The 16,018-nt window shown below is 34.8% G+C and carries 15 protein-coding genes; 2 read left to right on the top strand and 13 right to left on the bottom strand.

Annotated features, from left to right (window positions below; genetic code table 11):
* Positions 1–13 precede the first annotated feature (13 nt).
* Complete coding sequence (locus C6H08_RS05435; protein WP_034562292.1) at positions 14–1,000, bottom strand: RluA family pseudouridine synthase; 987 nt, start codon at positions 998–1,000, stop codon at positions 14–16.
* Between the two features lie 304 nt (positions 1,001–1,304).
* Here C6H08_RS05435 and purD point away from each other — a divergent pair, with 304 nt between their 5' ends.
* Entirely contained in the window at positions 1,305–2,630 is a 1,326-nt protein-coding gene (gene purD, locus C6H08_RS05430; protein ID WP_052100024.1) for a phosphoribosylamine--glycine ligase, read from the top strand.
* A gap of 606 nt (positions 2,631–3,236) precedes the next feature.
* Here the strand turns inward: purD and C6H08_RS05425 are convergent.
* The 11 genes from C6H08_RS05425 to C6H08_RS05375 all read right to left on the bottom strand — a co-directional run bounded on the left by C6H08_RS05425 (position 3,237) and on the right by C6H08_RS05375 (position 13,441).
* Entirely contained in the window at positions 3,237–3,971 is a 735-nt protein-coding gene (locus tag C6H08_RS05425) for a glycosyltransferase family 2 protein (protein WP_034580099.1), read from the bottom strand.
* A gap of 194 nt (positions 3,972–4,165) precedes the next feature.
* Complete coding sequence (locus C6H08_RS05420; protein WP_034580098.1) at positions 4,166–4,762, bottom strand: peroxiredoxin; 597 nt, start codon at positions 4,760–4,762, stop codon at positions 4,166–4,168.
* 115 nt (positions 4,763–4,877) lie between these two features.
* Positions 4,878–6,014, bottom strand: a complete 1,137-nt coding sequence (locus tag C6H08_RS05415) for a hypothetical protein (RefSeq protein ID WP_034580097.1) — start codon at positions 6,012–6,014, stop codon at positions 4,878–4,880.
* A complete protein-coding gene (locus tag C6H08_RS05410; protein ID WP_005218277.1) occupies positions 6,011–6,379 on the bottom strand; it encodes a TraR/DksA C4-type zinc finger protein in 369 nt (122 codons plus the stop codon). Before C6H08_RS05410 ends, C6H08_RS05415 begins: the two co-directional genes overlap by 4 nt.
* A gap of 12 nt (positions 6,380–6,391) precedes the next feature.
* Positions 6,392–6,805 (bottom strand): 23S rRNA (pseudouridine(1915)-N(3))-methyltransferase RlmH, encoded by a 414-nt coding sequence (locus C6H08_RS05405; protein ID WP_034562288.1) that lies wholly within the window; start codon positions 6,803–6,805, stop codon positions 6,392–6,394.
* Positions 6,806–6,827: 22 nt separating this feature from the next.
* Complete coding sequence (gene accD, locus C6H08_RS05400; RefSeq protein WP_034562287.1) at positions 6,828–7,697, bottom strand: acetyl-CoA carboxylase, carboxyltransferase subunit beta; 870 nt, start codon at positions 7,695–7,697, stop codon at positions 6,828–6,830.
* A gap of 1 nt (position 7,698) precedes the next feature.
* Complete coding sequence (locus C6H08_RS05395; protein ID WP_034562286.1) at positions 7,699–8,754, bottom strand: FIG domain-containing protein; 1,056 nt, start codon at positions 8,752–8,754, stop codon at positions 7,699–7,701.
* Between the two features lie 3 nt (positions 8,755–8,757).
* Entirely contained in the window at positions 8,758–9,321 is a 564-nt protein-coding gene (efp, locus tag C6H08_RS05390) for an elongation factor P (RefSeq protein WP_034562285.1), read from the bottom strand.
* A gap of 905 nt (positions 9,322–10,226) precedes the next feature.
* Complete coding sequence (gene uppS, locus C6H08_RS05385; RefSeq protein ID WP_034562284.1) at positions 10,227–10,895, bottom strand: polyprenyl diphosphate synthase; 669 nt, start codon at positions 10,893–10,895, stop codon at positions 10,227–10,229.
* A 28-nt stretch (positions 10,896–10,923) separates the two neighbouring features.
* The gene (gene lptB / locus C6H08_RS05380) at positions 10,924–11,646 is read right to left on the bottom strand and encodes an LPS export ABC transporter ATP-binding protein (RefSeq protein WP_004086657.1); all 723 of its coding nucleotides are present in this window, start codon (positions 11,644–11,646) and stop codon (positions 10,924–10,926) included.
* 127 nt (positions 11,647–11,773) lie between these two features.
* Positions 11,774–13,441, bottom strand: a complete 1,668-nt coding sequence (locus tag C6H08_RS05375) for a lactate permease LctP family transporter (protein ID WP_034562283.1) — start codon at positions 13,439–13,441, stop codon at positions 11,774–11,776.
* A 278-nt stretch (positions 13,442–13,719) separates the two neighbouring features.
* On the opposite strand from C6H08_RS05375, the gene C6H08_RS05370 reads away from it, so the two are divergent.
* Positions 13,720–14,922 carry a class I SAM-dependent methyltransferase gene (locus tag C6H08_RS05370; protein ID WP_104686128.1) on the top strand — a complete coding sequence of 401 codons (1,203 nt, stop codon included), beginning with the start codon at positions 13,720–13,722 and terminating at the stop codon, positions 14,920–14,922.
* A gap of 343 nt (positions 14,923–15,265) precedes the next feature.
* On the opposite strand, the gene C6H08_RS05365 is transcribed toward C6H08_RS05370, so the two are convergent.
* Positions 15,266–15,739, bottom strand: a complete 474-nt coding sequence (locus C6H08_RS05365) for an META domain-containing protein (RefSeq protein ID WP_034579757.1) — start codon at positions 15,737–15,739, stop codon at positions 15,266–15,268.
* Positions 15,740–16,018 lie beyond the last annotated feature (279 nt).

Genomic DNA, 16,018 nt, shown 5'->3' with positions numbered 1-16,018 from the left:
TCGTATTTAGAATCTAGTTTCTTGCAATTTTTCTTAATTCATCTTGCCATTGAGATAAAAATGCTTCTAGCTTACTTTCATGGTCGATAAAGTTTTCACTTAGAAATTTTAGCAAATCTTTAGGCATTTTTGCACTAAAAACATTTTCATCAAAATAAAGTAGCTGTGCGTGTAGTAGCATTTTTGTCTTATATGTGCTTTTTAGATTTTCTGGGCTATATAGCATATCACCATAGATATAGCGTTGCAAAGTGCTTAAATGCACCCGTATTTGATGTGTCCTGCCGCTAAAAAGCCGCACACCAATAAGCTCAAATACCCCATTTTTACTCTCCATAATCTTTCTAAACTCACTTTTAGAATCTCTTGCGAATGGATATTTTTCTTTATCAAGCTTTGCCATTTTCAAGCGATTATTAGGATTTCTCCCCATATAGCATTCTACAAAAGTGTTATGTTGCAATGCTTTATTAATCACACAAATATAGATTCTACCCATTGTGCGATTTTGTAGCATTTCAGCAAAACGCAAATGACTAGCATTATTCTTTGCTACTAAAATCGCACCGCTTGTATCCTTATCAAGCCTATGCACGATACCAAATCTCATTTCTCCATTAATCGTTGATAGCTCATAATTCTTCGCACTTAAATAATCAGTCAATGTAGCTTCTTTCACACTTGGGGCTTGATGGACTACTAGATTTCTTGGCTTATTAAGGATAAGATAATCGCTATTTTCATATATCACTTCTATATCTAGCCCTTGTATTAACTCATCTGTGTTTATTGCTTTTGAAGTATTTTTTATTGTATAGATTTCAATACAAGCGCCTTTTTTTAGAATCTGTGATTTTTTTGTATCTTTTTCATTCATTTTTACAAGATTAGATTCTATCCATTGACTAGCTTGTGAGCGTGAAATCTTTAGAATCTCCTGCAATGCGTTATCAAGCCGCATATAATCATGTAAAATACAAAAATGATAAAGCAACTCCATTTGTTTCCTTAACACAAAATTAATAAATGAATTTTAGCGAAAACTTGCTATAATTTTGCTGCCTAGAGGTTTCGTGTTTCTTTTTTATAATTGGTAGTCTATTTAAAATATATTTTTGGGTTACGCTTTAGAGCTATGTGTGTCGGTATTTCTGTTCTATTTTTATAGTGAAGGGCTTTATAAGCCTTAAGATCTGCCGCCTAATTAACTCGCAAGACCCTATTTGTTGTAGCTTTAGTTGGGCTTACACAATACACGAGAGTAGCGGATCTTTGGGTATAAGATTCTAACACAAAGGCATATTTTGCAAAACTCATATAATACACTACAATCAATCAATGTTTTAATTATCGGCAATGGCGGGAGAGAATACAGCATAGCCCTAACCTTGCAGCAAGATAAAAAAGTAAATAAAATCTTTTTCACTCCAGAGAATCCAGCCGCAACGCTATTTTTCAATGCAGGACATTTTAGCTATAAAAACCATGATGAATTATTAACACATATAAAAACACATAATATAGACTTTGTTATCATAGGACCAGAAGCCCCACTCATGCAAGGTGTGAGTGATTTTTTAGAATCTAATAATATTCTAGTCTTTGGTCCAAGTTATGCAAACGCAAGGCTTGAAGGCTCAAAAGCCTATATGAAAAGCTTTATTCATAAGCTAAACATTCCTACCGCAAGATATAAGGAAATCACACTAAACAATATAGAGACAGGATATAGCTTTATAGACGCCCTGCCCTTACCTATCGTGCTTAAAGCAAGCGGGCTTTGTGGTGGCAAAGGTGTGCTTATACTAGATTCTAAAGAAGAGGCAAAGAAGCAGTTATTACTTATGCTTCAAGGCAAACTCTTTGGTGATGCAGGGAAAGAAGTCGTTATTGAAGAGTTTTTAGATGGTTATGAGTTATCTGTATTTGCTTTAAGTAATGGAAATGATTATGTAGTATTACCAGCATGTCAAGACCATAAAAGATTATTTGATAATGATAAAGGACCAAATACAGGCGGTATGGGTGCTTATACAAACCTGCCTCAAAAACTCTATAATAAGGACTTAGAAGAAAAGATTAAAGATAAGATTCTAACTCCAACCTTTAACGCACTAAAAGAGAATGGCACACCCTATAAAGGCGTAATATTTGCAGGGATTATGGTGGTAAAAGGTGAGCCATACTTACTTGAATATAATGTGCGTTTTGGTGATCCAGAATGCGAAGTCTTAATGCCACTTTTAAAGACTTCAGCCCTAGAGCTTATGTATAGCTATGCTAAGGGCGAGAGTTTAGAGTCGATTCTCTTTAATGATATTTGTGTTGTATGTGTGGTAATGACTAGTAGCGATTACGCACAAGATTTTAAATCAAGCGATTATCCAGCAAAAATAACTTTTAATGATATAAATCCAAAAGATATAAATACAGAATATGGACATCTCGTATTTGCAAATACAAGCTTAAAAGATTCTATTTTGTATGCAAATAGCGGAAGAAGCATAGTTGCCATTGGTAAAGGCAAAAGCTTACAAGAAGCTAGAGATAATGCTTATAAACTTGTAGAAAAGATAGATTTTAAAGGCAAACATTACAGAAAAGACATTGCGTATCAAGCCTTGCGGTAGAATCTTTTGCGTGTTATTTGTTTATGATTTTAGATAAGTTTGAAGGTGAATGTATGGTTAAGAACCGCTGCTTTATAGTTATCGCTGTGCTACTATCAGCTGTATTTGCTTTCAAAGATAAATATTACATAATAGATTTATCTGTTTTTACCTAAATCCAATAACATAGCTTTGTTTTATAGTAAAACTTAGAATATAGCTTTAATCGCTATAAACACAAATGTGTATCTAACAAGGGTTTTAAAAAGCCATTGTCTAGCTAAAAAGCTTTAAACTCATAAACTTAAATAACTTAGCATTATTTTTAATTCTATAAGTCTTTCATGAAATTTGCAAAACTTTTAATCTAACCCATTAATTTGCGATGCTGTTTGGGTAAGATAAAGCTATTTGTAGTATAAAAGTAAATATTTTTTTCGGGCTGCTTATTTCATTAATATCTATATAGCGGAAGGTTGGCTTTATTAAGTGAGATAAAAATAAACATAAAAAACAAATGTATTTTATTGCGTAACATTTTTACCCGTACTTTCTGCCAAAGAGCAATATTAACAAGCATTCTTGCATTCCAATTTTGAATACGCGAAATCGTTATATTTAATGATTTTAAAGCCTCTTATTTTTACAATACTCTTCATACAAGGCTAGATCTTCGGGTGTGCCAATACCATGCATGGCGTTAGATTCTATATTATAGATTCCGATTTTTGCACCAGATTTTATTGCGTAATTATAAACAGGACAAGTATAAAATTCATTATTAACGCGTTCATTTGCTATAATCATATCAATCGCACTATCAACAAACAACTTTCCGCGCATAAAAAGATAAATCCCAACGGTAGCATGTGTGGAGATAGCTACTTTTTCTTTCACTTCTACAACTAAATTATCTTGTATTTTTGCAAACGACCATTTTGGATTTTTCTCTTTGTCCTCAAAAGTGAGTATAGAGCCACAAAGTCTTCTTTGCTTACAATCATTAATGAAATCAGCAATATTGTGTTCTATGATTTGATCGGTATTTGCAATGAGTAGTGGTGTGTCATTATTCACATATCTATGTGCGTATAAAATCGTGCAAACACTGCCTTCTGTAAGCTTATCTATACCAATAAGTTTTACATTCATATTAGGCAGTAACTCTTGTATAACCTGTTGTGTCTTTGCTAGATATTCATTTCGTGCGATGAGAATATAGTTTGCATTTGAATAATAAAGATTCTCTAAAACACGCACAATCATTGGCTTACCCATTACATCAATGAGTGGTTTTGGATTTATAAATCCAGCCTTTGCAAAGCGAGAACCAAGCCCAGCCATTGGGATAACAATATTCATTTATAACTTCCTTAAGATAATTTAGATATAGACCAATCTCATATAAGATTCTAAGTAGAAATTATATCAAAAACAAGTGAGAAAAACTTGTGATGGAGATGAAGATATTGCAAGAGAGAAAGATAAATGGCTCAAATCTTGTGATAGACTTGAGCCATTCTGCTTAGATGGGAATGGTTTGAAAAATGCTTAGATTAAAGTTTAGCACTATTTTGCAAAAGATATTCTTTAACACCTTCAGCAGTAGCTTTCATACCTTTATCGCCTTTTTGCCAGCCAGCAGGACATACTTCGCCGTGTTCTTTATGGAATAAAATCGCATCAACTAAACGCAAATATTCGTCCATATTTCTACCAAGTGGCAAGTCATTGATTGTTGCATGTCGCACGATTTGATTCTCATCAATGATAAAGCTACCGCGTAATGCAACCGCACCACCAAATAGCACATCATAATCTCTTGAAATCTGCTTTGTAATATCAGATACCATAGGGAAGCTAACTTGTCCTATACCACCCTCATTTACCGGTGTGTTTCTCCATGCAAAATGCACAACATCAGAGTCAATAGATACACCGATTACATTCACACCGCGTTCATTAAAAGCCTTCACTCTCTTATCCATAGCGATGATTTCACTAGGGCATACAAAAGTAAAGTCTTTGGGCCAGAAAAATAGGACTGCACCATTTTTGCCTAAATTTTTACTTAATTCAAAATCATTTACAATACTACCATTTGCTAATACAGCTGGAGCAGTAAAATCTGGGGCTTTTCTTGTTACTAACATAATGTCTCCTTAAAAAAATATTAAACGATAATAAATAATTATTATCGCTTGTATTCTAGCAAATTTTGTTTAATAAAAATGCACTTGAACTCTACAAAAAGCATGCGACTAGATTCTAATGATTCACATAATCTATTTGCTTCATAGTTACATTTTCTGTTGGCACTTTTTCTTGCTTTCTTGCTCGATATAAAAGCGGGTCAAAGAATACAAGTAATGGATAGCCTTTTTCTTTCAATGTGCTAAATGCACTTACAGGCAGGAAGTCATCTTTTGGATATTGCTGTTTTAAATCCATTGCCTCGCTTGTTTTGCCGACTTCAAGCAATATATAAAAGTAGGCTAATACGCTTTGTTCTACTTCTTTGCTTAAAGATTCAAAAACACTAAGCCAGAAATTAATATTATCTTGTCGTAATAATTCGCATATAGCAATGGCTAATCCTAGATATTTTCTCTCATTCATGCTTACTTTTTTGCATGTTTGTATTATCATATCTTTTTGTATGTTGATGTTGCCTTTAGCACATGTTTTCACAAGCCCTAGAAGTGTAGTGTATGTGAGATGATTTTTATCTAGATTCAATGCTTTCTGCAAGACCTTTTGTTGCCCATTCAGTAAAACTTCCCATGCTTTATCATAAATTGCTTGTGCTTCATTTTGCATATACAGATTCTGTCCTATGGAATCTTTATTAAAGTCTTGTTTCAGTGTATCAAATGCTTTTTGAGAATCATCTTTGATAGCATTTTTTGCATTGAGATTATAGAGTGGGTGTAGTGGATTTAATCGTATTTTAGGATCATTTTTACCATCTTCTATTTCTTTAAGGCTATTAAATATGGAATCTATTTTTTCATAATTTGTGCTATGTGATTTTGTATCGGGCAATAAAATAAATCTCTGCAAAGTCTTTGAAAGTGTCTTTAACTCTGTGTTTGAAAATACTCTCTCTCTTACAGGATTCCCTAACATTTGTTCTTGAATCTGTGTGAAAATCTTCTCAATATCTCTATGTAAAGTCATGCTTTTAAACTTTTGCACAAGTGATGCAAAACTCATAAAAAGCAAGGCAAGCACAAATAAACATACTGCAGGCAAACATATCCATAATGCAACAGGTAAAGTTATGCTAAACTCCACTAAAAGCGTATTTTGAAGCGTATAATAATCCGTGCTAATATAGAATGCATAAGCACCAACAAGCACCAAAAACAATAACGCAAAACTAAAAAAATACCGAATCTTCATGTTCTCTCCTTTTGCTTTTCGCTTTTTTCATAAATCTCGCGACAATTGATACAGAATCTTGCATGCGGTTTTGCCTGCAATCTCTCAATGCCAATTTCATCTTCACACATTTCACAAATGCCATAGATTCCATCATCAAACTTTGCAAGAGACGCACTGATTTCTTTCATCTCTTTTTGATTGCGTTCTAACATGGAATCATCAAATCGCAGTTGTGATTGTGTGGAGATGATATCTGCATTTTCATTGAGTTTTAACGCACTCATTTCTTGTAAGCTCTTATGTAGGTTTAAGCTTAATCCATCTAAATATTCTAATCGTTTTTCTAATGTTTGCCTTAGTGACAACAAATCTTCATCACGCATTCTTTTTCCTTACTAAAGCTTATGATATGGGTGTTTATTAATAATACTCAGTGAGCGATAAATCTGTTCTAAAAGCACAATTTTTGCGATTTCATGGCTAAAAGTTAATGTGCTTAGACTGATTGTTTTATGCTGTTTTAATACTTCTTTTTCAAAGCCAAATGCCCCTGCAATAAAAAATTTTACAATGCCACTTTGTGTGCTATAAGATTCTATCATGTTGCTAAATTCTATTGAATCTTGCCTTTCTCCACCAGAATCTAGCAAAATACTCTGCCTATCAAAATGTTTAGAAAATGCCATTGTATAGCTTTGCTTTGCGATATTAGAATCTTGCTTTTGTGCTTCTTGTATCTTTTTATTAAAGAGATTAAAAAAGCTTAGTGTCGCACCAAATCCCTTGCAAGCCTTGCTATAATACTGCATTATATCCCCTAACATTTCATTTTTATGAATTGTATATATATGTATTTTCATAAGGCACAAGCATTTTAATAAGATCGCTTAAGGTATGCTTCAAATCTTTACGCGATACAATCATATCTATTAATCCATGTTCAAGCAAAAACTCTGCAGTTTGAAAGCCCTCTGGTAAATCTGTGCCAATTGTTTGCTTGATAACCCTTGCCCCTGCAAAGCCTATCATAGCACCCGGTTCTGCAATGATTATATCCCCTAAAAATGCAAATGATGCTGAAACACCCCCGAAAGTAGGGTCAGTTAGCACAGAGATATAAGGTAGTTTTGCTTCAGCAAGTTTGCCTAATGCCGCTGAAGTCTTTGCCATTTGCATGAGTGAATAGGTAGATTCTTGCATTCTAGCACCACCACTTGTAGATACAATGATTAAGCCTTGCTTTTTGCTAATAGCACGATTGATTGCTCTTACAATCTTTTCACCCTCAACGCTTCCTAAGCTACCGCCCATGAATGAAAAATCAAAGATTACAATCTGTGCTTCTTTGCCATGTATAAGGGCTTCCCCCGAGATAACCGCACTTTTTCTCTTTGTCTTTGCAAAGCCCTCTTCAATTCTTTTTGTATAGCTTTTTTTATCCACAAATGCAAGGGGATCGTTTGGAGCTAAATCATTGTCGTATTCAATAAAAGTATCAGAATCACAAATAAGATTCAGTCTATCTTGTGCGTTGATTCTAAAATGATGGGAACATTTCGAACACACATAAGAACTCTCAATCACTTCTTTATTATACATAACCGCACCGCAGCTAGGACATTTTGTCCAATGTTGGACTGCATCTTTTCTATCTCTAGAATCTTCTCGTTTAAAGTTTTTAAAAAAATCTGAAAAACCCATTTTACCTTCCTTTAAATTTATCAACAATATCTGAATCTGTTGTAATTAAAATATGAGAAATCACTTCCTTGCATTCCTTTAGTGCCGGTACAGCCTTATGATAAGATTCTAAATTGCCATAGATGATTTGATTTTGAGCTAGATAGAATCCTGCCATACCATCATATTTTCTAACCTGCGTTGGCAAAAGCACAAATAGATAGCGAAAACTAAATGCAAGGCTTAGGGCAATAGCCCCAAGACTGCGGAATTTCAAACCGCTTTCTGCTAAAAAAGACGCCCATTTAGCATGCTGCATAGCCTTTTCAAATATACCACATTCAAGCTTTTCTGTGATAACTTTTTGCGGTCTAAAAATGAGTATTTGACTAGCAAACATTGCATGTAAAAAGTTTGTATCAAATGCTGGAAGATATTGTGCAGACCCTCTAATCGCATCACACGCATTTGCTATAAAGACATCTTTTTTTGCGGTATTGCTATTTTGCAAAAGCCTTGTAAAATTACATGGTATATAGCATGAGTGCATAGAAGTTGGCTTTTTTGCAGTGCTTGCATATATAATATATTCTGGTTGTAAATCTGCAATAAAAGTTTGCAAACTAAATATACAAGGCATTTTTGTAATAGCTAATAAATCATCATTAAGATAGGCTATCTCACATGAGATATAATTCACCACACAAGCCTCACACACTCTACCATTCTCATCACACAAGGCTACACTCGCACCAAAATATGGAATGTTTGACTTAAAGTTACTACTGCCATCAAGTGGGTCTAGCACAATCGTGCCTCTCGCATTATTGTCGCCTTTTAATAATCCACTTTCTTCAGAATCAATATGATAATGTGGCAATAAAAATTTAGAAAATATAGATTCCGCAAGTAAATCTGCCCCACTACTACGATCGCCACCTGCACCAACACCAAAACTCTCATGCAATATTGAATCTTGCGTATGTAAAAGGCGTACAACCTCCACACTTGCAAGCACAACTCGCATAAAAAAATCTCGTTGCAACAAAGGAAGCAAAGTATCTAGTGAGAAATTCATAACCTACTTAACCTTTTCTATATACTCACCTGTCTCTGTATTCACCCGTATTGTCTCACCCTCTAATACATGGAATGGAATCTGCACTACCGCACCTGTCTCTAAGGCCGCTGGTTTTTTACCTGCACTTGAAGTATCGCCTTTAAAATTTGGCGGAGTTTCTACTATCTTTAGCTCAACTATTTGTGGGACATTAACCGATATCGCCTTGTCATTATAAAGCAGAACGCTCACATTCATGCTATCTAAAAGCCATTTTGCACTATCGCCAACCTGATCTTCACTTAAGCCCACTTGCTCATAAGTCTCATTATCCATAAACTGATACAGCTCACCATCATGATAGAGATATTGCATGCCTTTTTCAATAATATTTGGCGTTTCACATTTATCACCCGCATGAAAAGTTTTTTCAATTACCTTGCCATCTAAAAAGCTTTTAATCTTCACTCGCACAAATGCAGGACCTTTACCCGGCTTTACATGCTGATACTCTGTGATTCTATAAGGGATTCCATCGATTTCGATTTTCAAACCTTTTTTAAGATCGCCCATTTCAATTGTCATTGCTATCCTTCTACTAAAAAATATTTTGGTATTTTACTCATTTATGTCTAATAAAAACATAAAAACTGCAAAATTTAGAATGAAATATATGTGCGATACATTAGCCTCTTGGGATTATTTATCGTATTTATATTTTTGCTTGACTTGTTTTTTTGTAGAATGCCGAAATGCCAAATTTGGCAGATTTTTTTAATATAAGGAGGTCATTATGACAATTAGAGATGCGGCACATGCAAGAGAGTTAGCAAAAAAGGCAAAAGCACTGAAAGATAAACATGATCCGGCGGATAAAGCAGAGTTTGAGGAAATTAAGACTTGCACTACTTAGTCAAGGATATGGCGCTCTTGTGCGTGAATATGGTATTGAGAGTTGGTGATAGATAATTTAAGACATAGTCTTTTATTGTGTCTTATAATGCTGTTGTTTATGTTAGGAAAACGCCTTTAAACCATAAACAACATGTCAATTATGCTAATTAAGGGTTGGTATGATTTGGAGGTCTTTTTTTAAGATATGTTTATGCTTTGAGATAATCGTTTGGGTTTTGAAGACTCACTTAATTGGGTTATAAACAATATGCCTTTGTGCTAACAATAAGGGTCAGCACAAAAGAAGCTTCTTGGATTTAGACTTTGAGTTTCATGATTGAAATCTTCAAACAGGGAGAGAATATATCCCTAGAAAGTCAAGGTGTTATTTAACGCACCTTGATAATACTTTATTTCGCAATACACCAAATTGCGATATACACTAATAAAATTTAGAATCTAGTCACTTTAAAATCTTTTATTTCATTCATAGAATTTATGATATTCATATAATCTTAATCATAAAGAGAAGTCGTATAGCAAGAAAATTAATATAGCTATCCCCTTTTTATCTCTGATTTAATCTATTAAATTATTCACTTCCCAAAAGTTCTCTTTCTGTGTTTAAAGTCATCAATAATTCTTTTGCATTCTTTTTTAGTTAAACCCGGAAAAAGTGTTTTGCTGAAAAATATCTCTGCATACGCACATTGCCATAATAAAAAGTTTGAGATTCTTGAAGCACTGCCAACACGGAGTAATAAATCCACATCTTCGCTAATATCAAGGTTTGCGCTGATATTTTCTTCTGTAATCTCTAACTTCTTATCCACCACTCTTTTAACCGCACGCACAATCTCATCTTTTGCCCCATAAGATATAGCGACATTCACACATAAGGTTTTGCAGTGTTTTGTTTGCTCTTCAAAGTCTGCAATATCTTTGCGTAAATCTTGGCTAAGTTTGTCTAGCTGTCCAATCGCTTTAAATCTCACATCATTGCTTAAGAATCTCTCAAGGCTTTCATCAAGATATTTTTTTAATAACTTAAAAAGATAGTCAATCTCTTCTTGTGGTCGCTGCCAATTCTCTGTGCTAAAAGCAAAAAGTGTTAAGTGTTTAATGCCCTCTTCAATACAGACTTCAATCACTTTTTGTATTGTATTTGCCCCATGTAAATAGCCTATTTTCTCTAAGATTCCATTCTTTCTAGCCCATCGTCTATTGCCATCCATAACGACTGCTAAATGTCTTAATTCATTCATCTTTTTCCTTTTATTAATTATAGAATCTTTATGCTTTAAAATTTTCGCCTAAGTAGTATTTTCTCACCAAAGGATTCTCATAAATTTCTTCAGCCTTGCCACTTGCAAATAACGCACCGCTTTTAATCACATAAGCACGATGACATACCCCAAGCGTTTCGCGGACATTATGATCAGTGATTAATACGCCAATATCCATTTCAACTAAAGTTTGTATAATCTTTTGAATGTCAAGCACAGCGATAGGATCTACACCAGCAAATGGCTCATCAAGCAAGATAAATTTAGGATTCTTAATCAAAGCCCTAGCAATCTCTACGCGTCTTCTCTCGCCACCACTAAGGCTTACACCTTTTCTATCCCTGATTGTTTCAATATTAAAGGCTTCTAGCATGACTTCAATGCGATTTTCTTGCTCTTTTTTGCTTTTAAAGGCACTTTGAGCGGCTAATAAAAGATTGTCTTCTACACTTAAATCCTTAAAAATGCTAGATTCTTGCGGCAAATAGCCAATACCTAAATGACTTCTCTCATGCAGGGGCTTTGCAGAAATATCATTATTATCTAAAAACACCTTGCCACCACTTGGCTCAAGCAAACCGCAAATCATATAAAAAGTCGTTGTTTTACCCGCACCATTTGGACCAAGCAATCCAACGACCTCGCCACTATGCACTTCAAGTGTAATGCTTTCTACAATTCTTGTTTTTTTGATAGATTTACTTAGATTTTCTGCTTTTAATACACTCATGTAGTTTCTTTGCTATGTATTTTTTGAAATGATACCTTATATTTCAAAAAATACTGCTTTTTTAGAATCTTTTGCTTACTTTTTACAAAGACTTTTTAATAAAGTCTAAGCGTAAAATACAAGGGATTTAGCCGACAATAATGCCCGGTATTATGTATGCAATAGTCGCAGTCCAAATACCAATGAATACAACAAAGCCAATAGAATATTTAAGAGTGAATCTAAAGAGTTCAGATTCCCTACCTACAAGACCTACCGCAGCACATGCGATAGCTATGCTTTGTGGGCTTATCATCTTACCTACGACACCGCCAACCGTATTTGCCGCCATGAAAAGCACTTCAGGCATATCAAGGGCTTTAGCAGTAACTTGTTGTAATGGACCAAAGAGTAGATTCGAGCTTGTATCACTACCGGTTAAGAATACCCCTACCCAACCAATAAAAGGCGAGAAAAATGGGAAGAGTGAGCCAGTATGGGCTAGGGCTAATCCCATTGTAGCAGCTTGACCGCTATTTTTAGAAATGATAGCAAAGGCTAATACAAGTCCAATGGTAAGCACTGGGATAGACATTTCTTTAATCGTCTCACTTGCAGATTCTATAACTTGTGTTGCATTTGCACGAAGCACAATGATACTAAGCAGTGCAGCAAGTAAGATTGCAGTGCCCGGATTCTGGATAATAAGCCATTTCCAATCTGCCCCAAGTGCTGTTGGGTTTGCAACAATAGGGGCTTGTTGTATAATAAGCTGATCAAGACCGGGTATAGTCCATACAATATTTGTGCTAGCTAGTGCATTTCCGGGTTTAAATAAATCTGCAAAAAATGGCATTTGCCACAAGCCGATTGTAAGAACCAAAAGGATAAAAGGCATCCACGCAAGAATTATTTGCGAGAGTGGATACTGCTTTACTGCAATGCTAGATTCTGTGTTATTTTCAGCTCTTTCAATATTTGCTGGTTGCCAAAACTTTAAGAATACAGAAGTAACCCCAATCGCCGCAATAGCAGAGATAATATCAGGCAATTCTGGTCCCAAGTGATTAGAGCTCCAATACTGCACACCTGCAAAAGTTACTGCCGCTACAAAAACCGCTGGAAAAGTCTCTTTCACCCCTTTAAATCCACTCATAAGAAATACAATGAAAAATGGCACAAAAAGCGTTAAAGGTGGAAGCATTCTCCCCACCATAGCCGCAATATCACCTGCATCAAGTCCCACCGCCTTTGCAAGCGCAGTGATTGGAATCCCAACCGCCCCAAAGGCAACCGGTGCAGTATTTGCAATCATACATAAACCCGCAGCATATAAAGGACGAAGCCCTAAGCCAACAAGCAATGCCGCAGTAATAGCCACAGGACCACCAAAGCCAATAGCTCCCTCCAAAAATGCACCAAAGCAAAATGCAATCAAAATAACTTGCAATCTTTGGTCTGGTGTAACAGCAATTACACTCTCTTTTAGAATCTCAAAATAGCCAGTCTTCACAGCGATTTTATACAAAAATATCGCAGCAATGATAATCCAAGCAATAGGCCAAAGCCCCATCAAAAACCCTTGCACAAAGCTCATAGCCACCATGTTGAATGGCATACCATACACAGCAAAGGCAATAACCGCACTAAGCCCAACGGTAAGACTTGCAGCAAGCCATCCTTTTAACTTAAACCATACAAGACATGCCAAAAACAATAAAATAGGCAACAATGCTACAAAACCACTAAGCCAAATATTATCAGCAACTGGCATGTAGTTTTGTATCCATTGTCCTGCTTCAACCACTTCATTCATAACCAATCCTTCAATCTAAAATTGCAAACTTTTATGAGTATAAACAAAAAAATAAATTTTTAAATAAAAATGTTACGAAAAATCCATACAATAAACAGAAATGGAAAAAAAGTAATGTTTGTGCTGTGTTTTGAAGCATTGTTATAATGTTTTTTCGGATTCCACTTTAAGCCCAAGCGATAAAATAAGTCATTTATACAAACCGCACAAAGTATAACTATAATGCTTGGCAGTATTGTGTAGTTTATATACAATCGATTTCAATACAAGGAAATAACATGAAATGTCCAATGTGTTTCAAAAATTCTCAATTTCAGCCTATCTTTAGTCATCACAATACTTTTGTGTCATGTAGCAGATTAGATTCAGTCGCCACAGATTGCACGAACGAGGATTATGCGTGCGGTAAAGCTAAAATGGATTTAGTGCAATGCTTTGAATGCGGCTTTGTCTTTAACGCAAGTTTTGATAGGGAATCTATGTGGAAAGAGTATCAAAAAAGTGGCTATATGTCGAGAAAAATTGTTTCAACTTCTATGAACACTTCTATACAGAATATTAAAAATGTCATTATATCGCATTGTGCCGCTATTAATGGTGCTACTACTATGGGGGGGGGGGGGGTAAATCTCATTGAGATAGCCCCCGGAAGTGGCGATTTAGCCATGGAGCTTACAAAACATTGTGAATTTTTATACACCATTGACCCATCTCTTGTATCCCTTGAGTTTGCAAAAACTACAAATCACTTACACATACAAGATTTTTTTAATTTAGCTTCTATGCAAAAACACATTAAGCACGAAATTCACTGCATTGTCTTTAGACATTTGCTAGAACACATTGATACACCACGAGAGTTTTTAGAAGATGTGGTAAAGCTAATCGCACAAGATGGTATCATCTATGTAGAAGTGCCTAATATAAGAGAGTTTTTTGAAAATGCAAGATTCTATGAAATCTTTCATGATCACTGCGGATATTATCAACAATCTACATTGATTAATATTTTTAATGCAATGGGATGTGAGCATATCGATACGCTTATGCTTTATAGAAACCAGCATTTAGGACTATTTTTTAAAAAGAAAACACCACAAAATGTAAAAGACTACACACCAGCCATGCTACCCAAAAATACATATACGATAATGCAAAATGCGATACAAAAGCTTAATATCGTAATCTCGAAGTATAAACGCATAGCATTATATGGAGCTGGTGCGCATGGAAATTCTTTATTAAGTTTTCTTACTTTAGAGAATAGAGTAAAAATTGTATGCTGTTATGACCTAGACACAAGAAAACATGGCAAATATCTACAAAACTCCAAGATAGTTGTAGCAAAGCCATGCAAGGAAACTTATGAAGATATTGAGTGTATTATACTTGCCGCCCCGCTCTATGAAGAAGAGATTGTGCAATATTTACAAAAAGATGGATTTAGTGGTGAGATTCTAAAAAGTCTCAATTGCCGCTAATGCAAGTAGAATTACAATTATTGTTTTACCAATCTTTTTGTATTTTTCGAGTGATTTGCGAGTGCATGGATTTAAAAAATTAAATCCATGCACTCGCAAATCTGTAGGTATAAAAACAGAGTTTCTAGAATCCATGAAACATGTATAGTAAATTATTTACAATTATGATCTATCGCATTTGATACATGCGATGGCAATGGAGATTTAAAACATGGTGTTTCTAAATTTTGCGTAATGACTTCCTTTATTACCTAGCTAAGATTAGTAATACAACATTATCACATTTAAAAAGCATTGTAAATATGTGTTAGAAAGCCCATAAGATCTACTATTATACGAACATCTATTTTACAAGATAAATTTTCACATTATCACGCACAAGCGTAATGCCCTCAAAGTTTTTCTCAATCATAAATGTGCCATTTAACAAACGCAAGAAAGAATCTTCAAAACGCATAACTTCTTCTGGATGACACATTTTTCTCGTGCTTGCACCTTCACTAATTGTAATTTGTTGCTTATTCGCAGAGAGAGTGTAGGGCGACATAAAGTTATTACAACCTGCGATACCTGCTATTTGATTGCTACTAGTCTGCATAGATACACCCTCTGCTTGCTCTGGCACACGAGTAAATGCACCATCTATTTCAATAAGACTTACACGCCAATCGCCTATAAGATTCACTGCTACGCCACCTTTTTGCCCTATACTTTGTGTATTCATATGCAACATATCTCCATTTGCTAATAGTGTTATAGGCACACATAAGCCTACTATCAACGCTGTCTTTGCCATTAGTTTTGTGCTAGTTTTCATATAATCTCCTTACTTGCAGTTTATCATTCTGCGTAAAATAAAGCCATGATTATAGCAAAAAACTAAGTATTTATTTGGTATTTATTTGGTATTATTAAAAATAATGTGTTCTAGGATTAGTGCATATTGCTTTTTATTATTGTGTGTATAGTGTTTTAAATACTTAATGCTTAATAGCAAAAAATGCAACTTAGATTCTTACAAAATCCCAAAAACACAATTAACACAAAACTTTATGCTATAATACCCCACACTTCACAAAAAACCACAAATTAACAC

Source organism: Helicobacter bilis, from assembly GCF_900198365.1.
Classification (GTDB): domain Bacteria; phylum Campylobacterota; class Campylobacteria; order Campylobacterales; family Helicobacteraceae; genus Helicobacter_A; species Helicobacter_A bilis_B.
Note: the sequence above shows the minus strand (reverse complement) of the source record. Positions and strands in the feature narration are given on the sequence as shown.

Coding starts and splice junctions, on each gene's coding strand:
- C6H08_RS05375 (WP_034562283.1), bottom strand. CDS start 13,441: ATGAATGAAGTGGTTGAAGCAGGACAATGGATACAAAACTACATGCCA.
- C6H08_RS05365 (WP_034579757.1), bottom strand. CDS start 15,739: ATGAAAACTAGCACAAAACTAATGGCAAAGACAGCGTTGATAGTAGGC.
- C6H08_RS05395 (WP_034562286.1), bottom strand. CDS start 8,754: ATGAATTTCTCACTAGATACTTTGCTTCCTTTGTTGCAACGAGATTTT.
- lptB (WP_004086657.1), bottom strand. CDS start 11,646: ATGAGTGTATTAAAAGCAGAAAATCTAAGTAAATCTATCAAAAAAACA.
- C6H08_RS05410 (WP_005218277.1), bottom strand. CDS start 6,379: ATGCGTGATGAAGATTTGTTGTCACTAAGGCAAACATTAGAAAAACGA.
- C6H08_RS05420 (WP_034580098.1), bottom strand. CDS start 4,762: ATGTTAGTAACAAGAAAAGCCCCAGATTTTACTGCTCCAGCTGTATTA.
- C6H08_RS05425 (WP_034580099.1), bottom strand. CDS start 3,971: ATGAATATTGTTATCCCAATGGCTGGGCTTGGTTCTCGCTTTGCAAAG.
- uppS (WP_034562284.1), bottom strand. CDS start 10,895: ATGAATGAATTAAGACATTTAGCAGTCGTTATGGATGGCAATAGACGA.
- C6H08_RS05415 (WP_034580097.1), bottom strand. CDS start 6,014: ATGAAGATTCGGTATTTTTTTAGTTTTGCGTTATTGTTTTTGGTGCTT.
- C6H08_RS05435 (WP_034562292.1), bottom strand. CDS start 1,000: ATGGAGTTGCTTTATCATTTTTGTATTTTACATGATTATATGCGGCTT.
- efp (WP_034562285.1), bottom strand. CDS start 9,321: ATGACAATTGAAATGGGCGATCTTAAAAAAGGTTTGAAAATCGAAATC.
- C6H08_RS05370 (WP_104686128.1), top strand. CDS start 13,720: ATGAAATGTCCAATGTGTTTCAAAAATTCTCAATTTCAGCCTATCTTT.
- C6H08_RS05405 (WP_034562288.1), bottom strand. CDS start 6,805: ATGCAGTATTATAGCAAGGCTTGCAAGGGATTTGGTGCGACACTAAGC.
- accD (WP_034562287.1), bottom strand. CDS start 7,697: ATGGGTTTTTCAGATTTTTTTAAAAACTTTAAACGAGAAGATTCTAGA.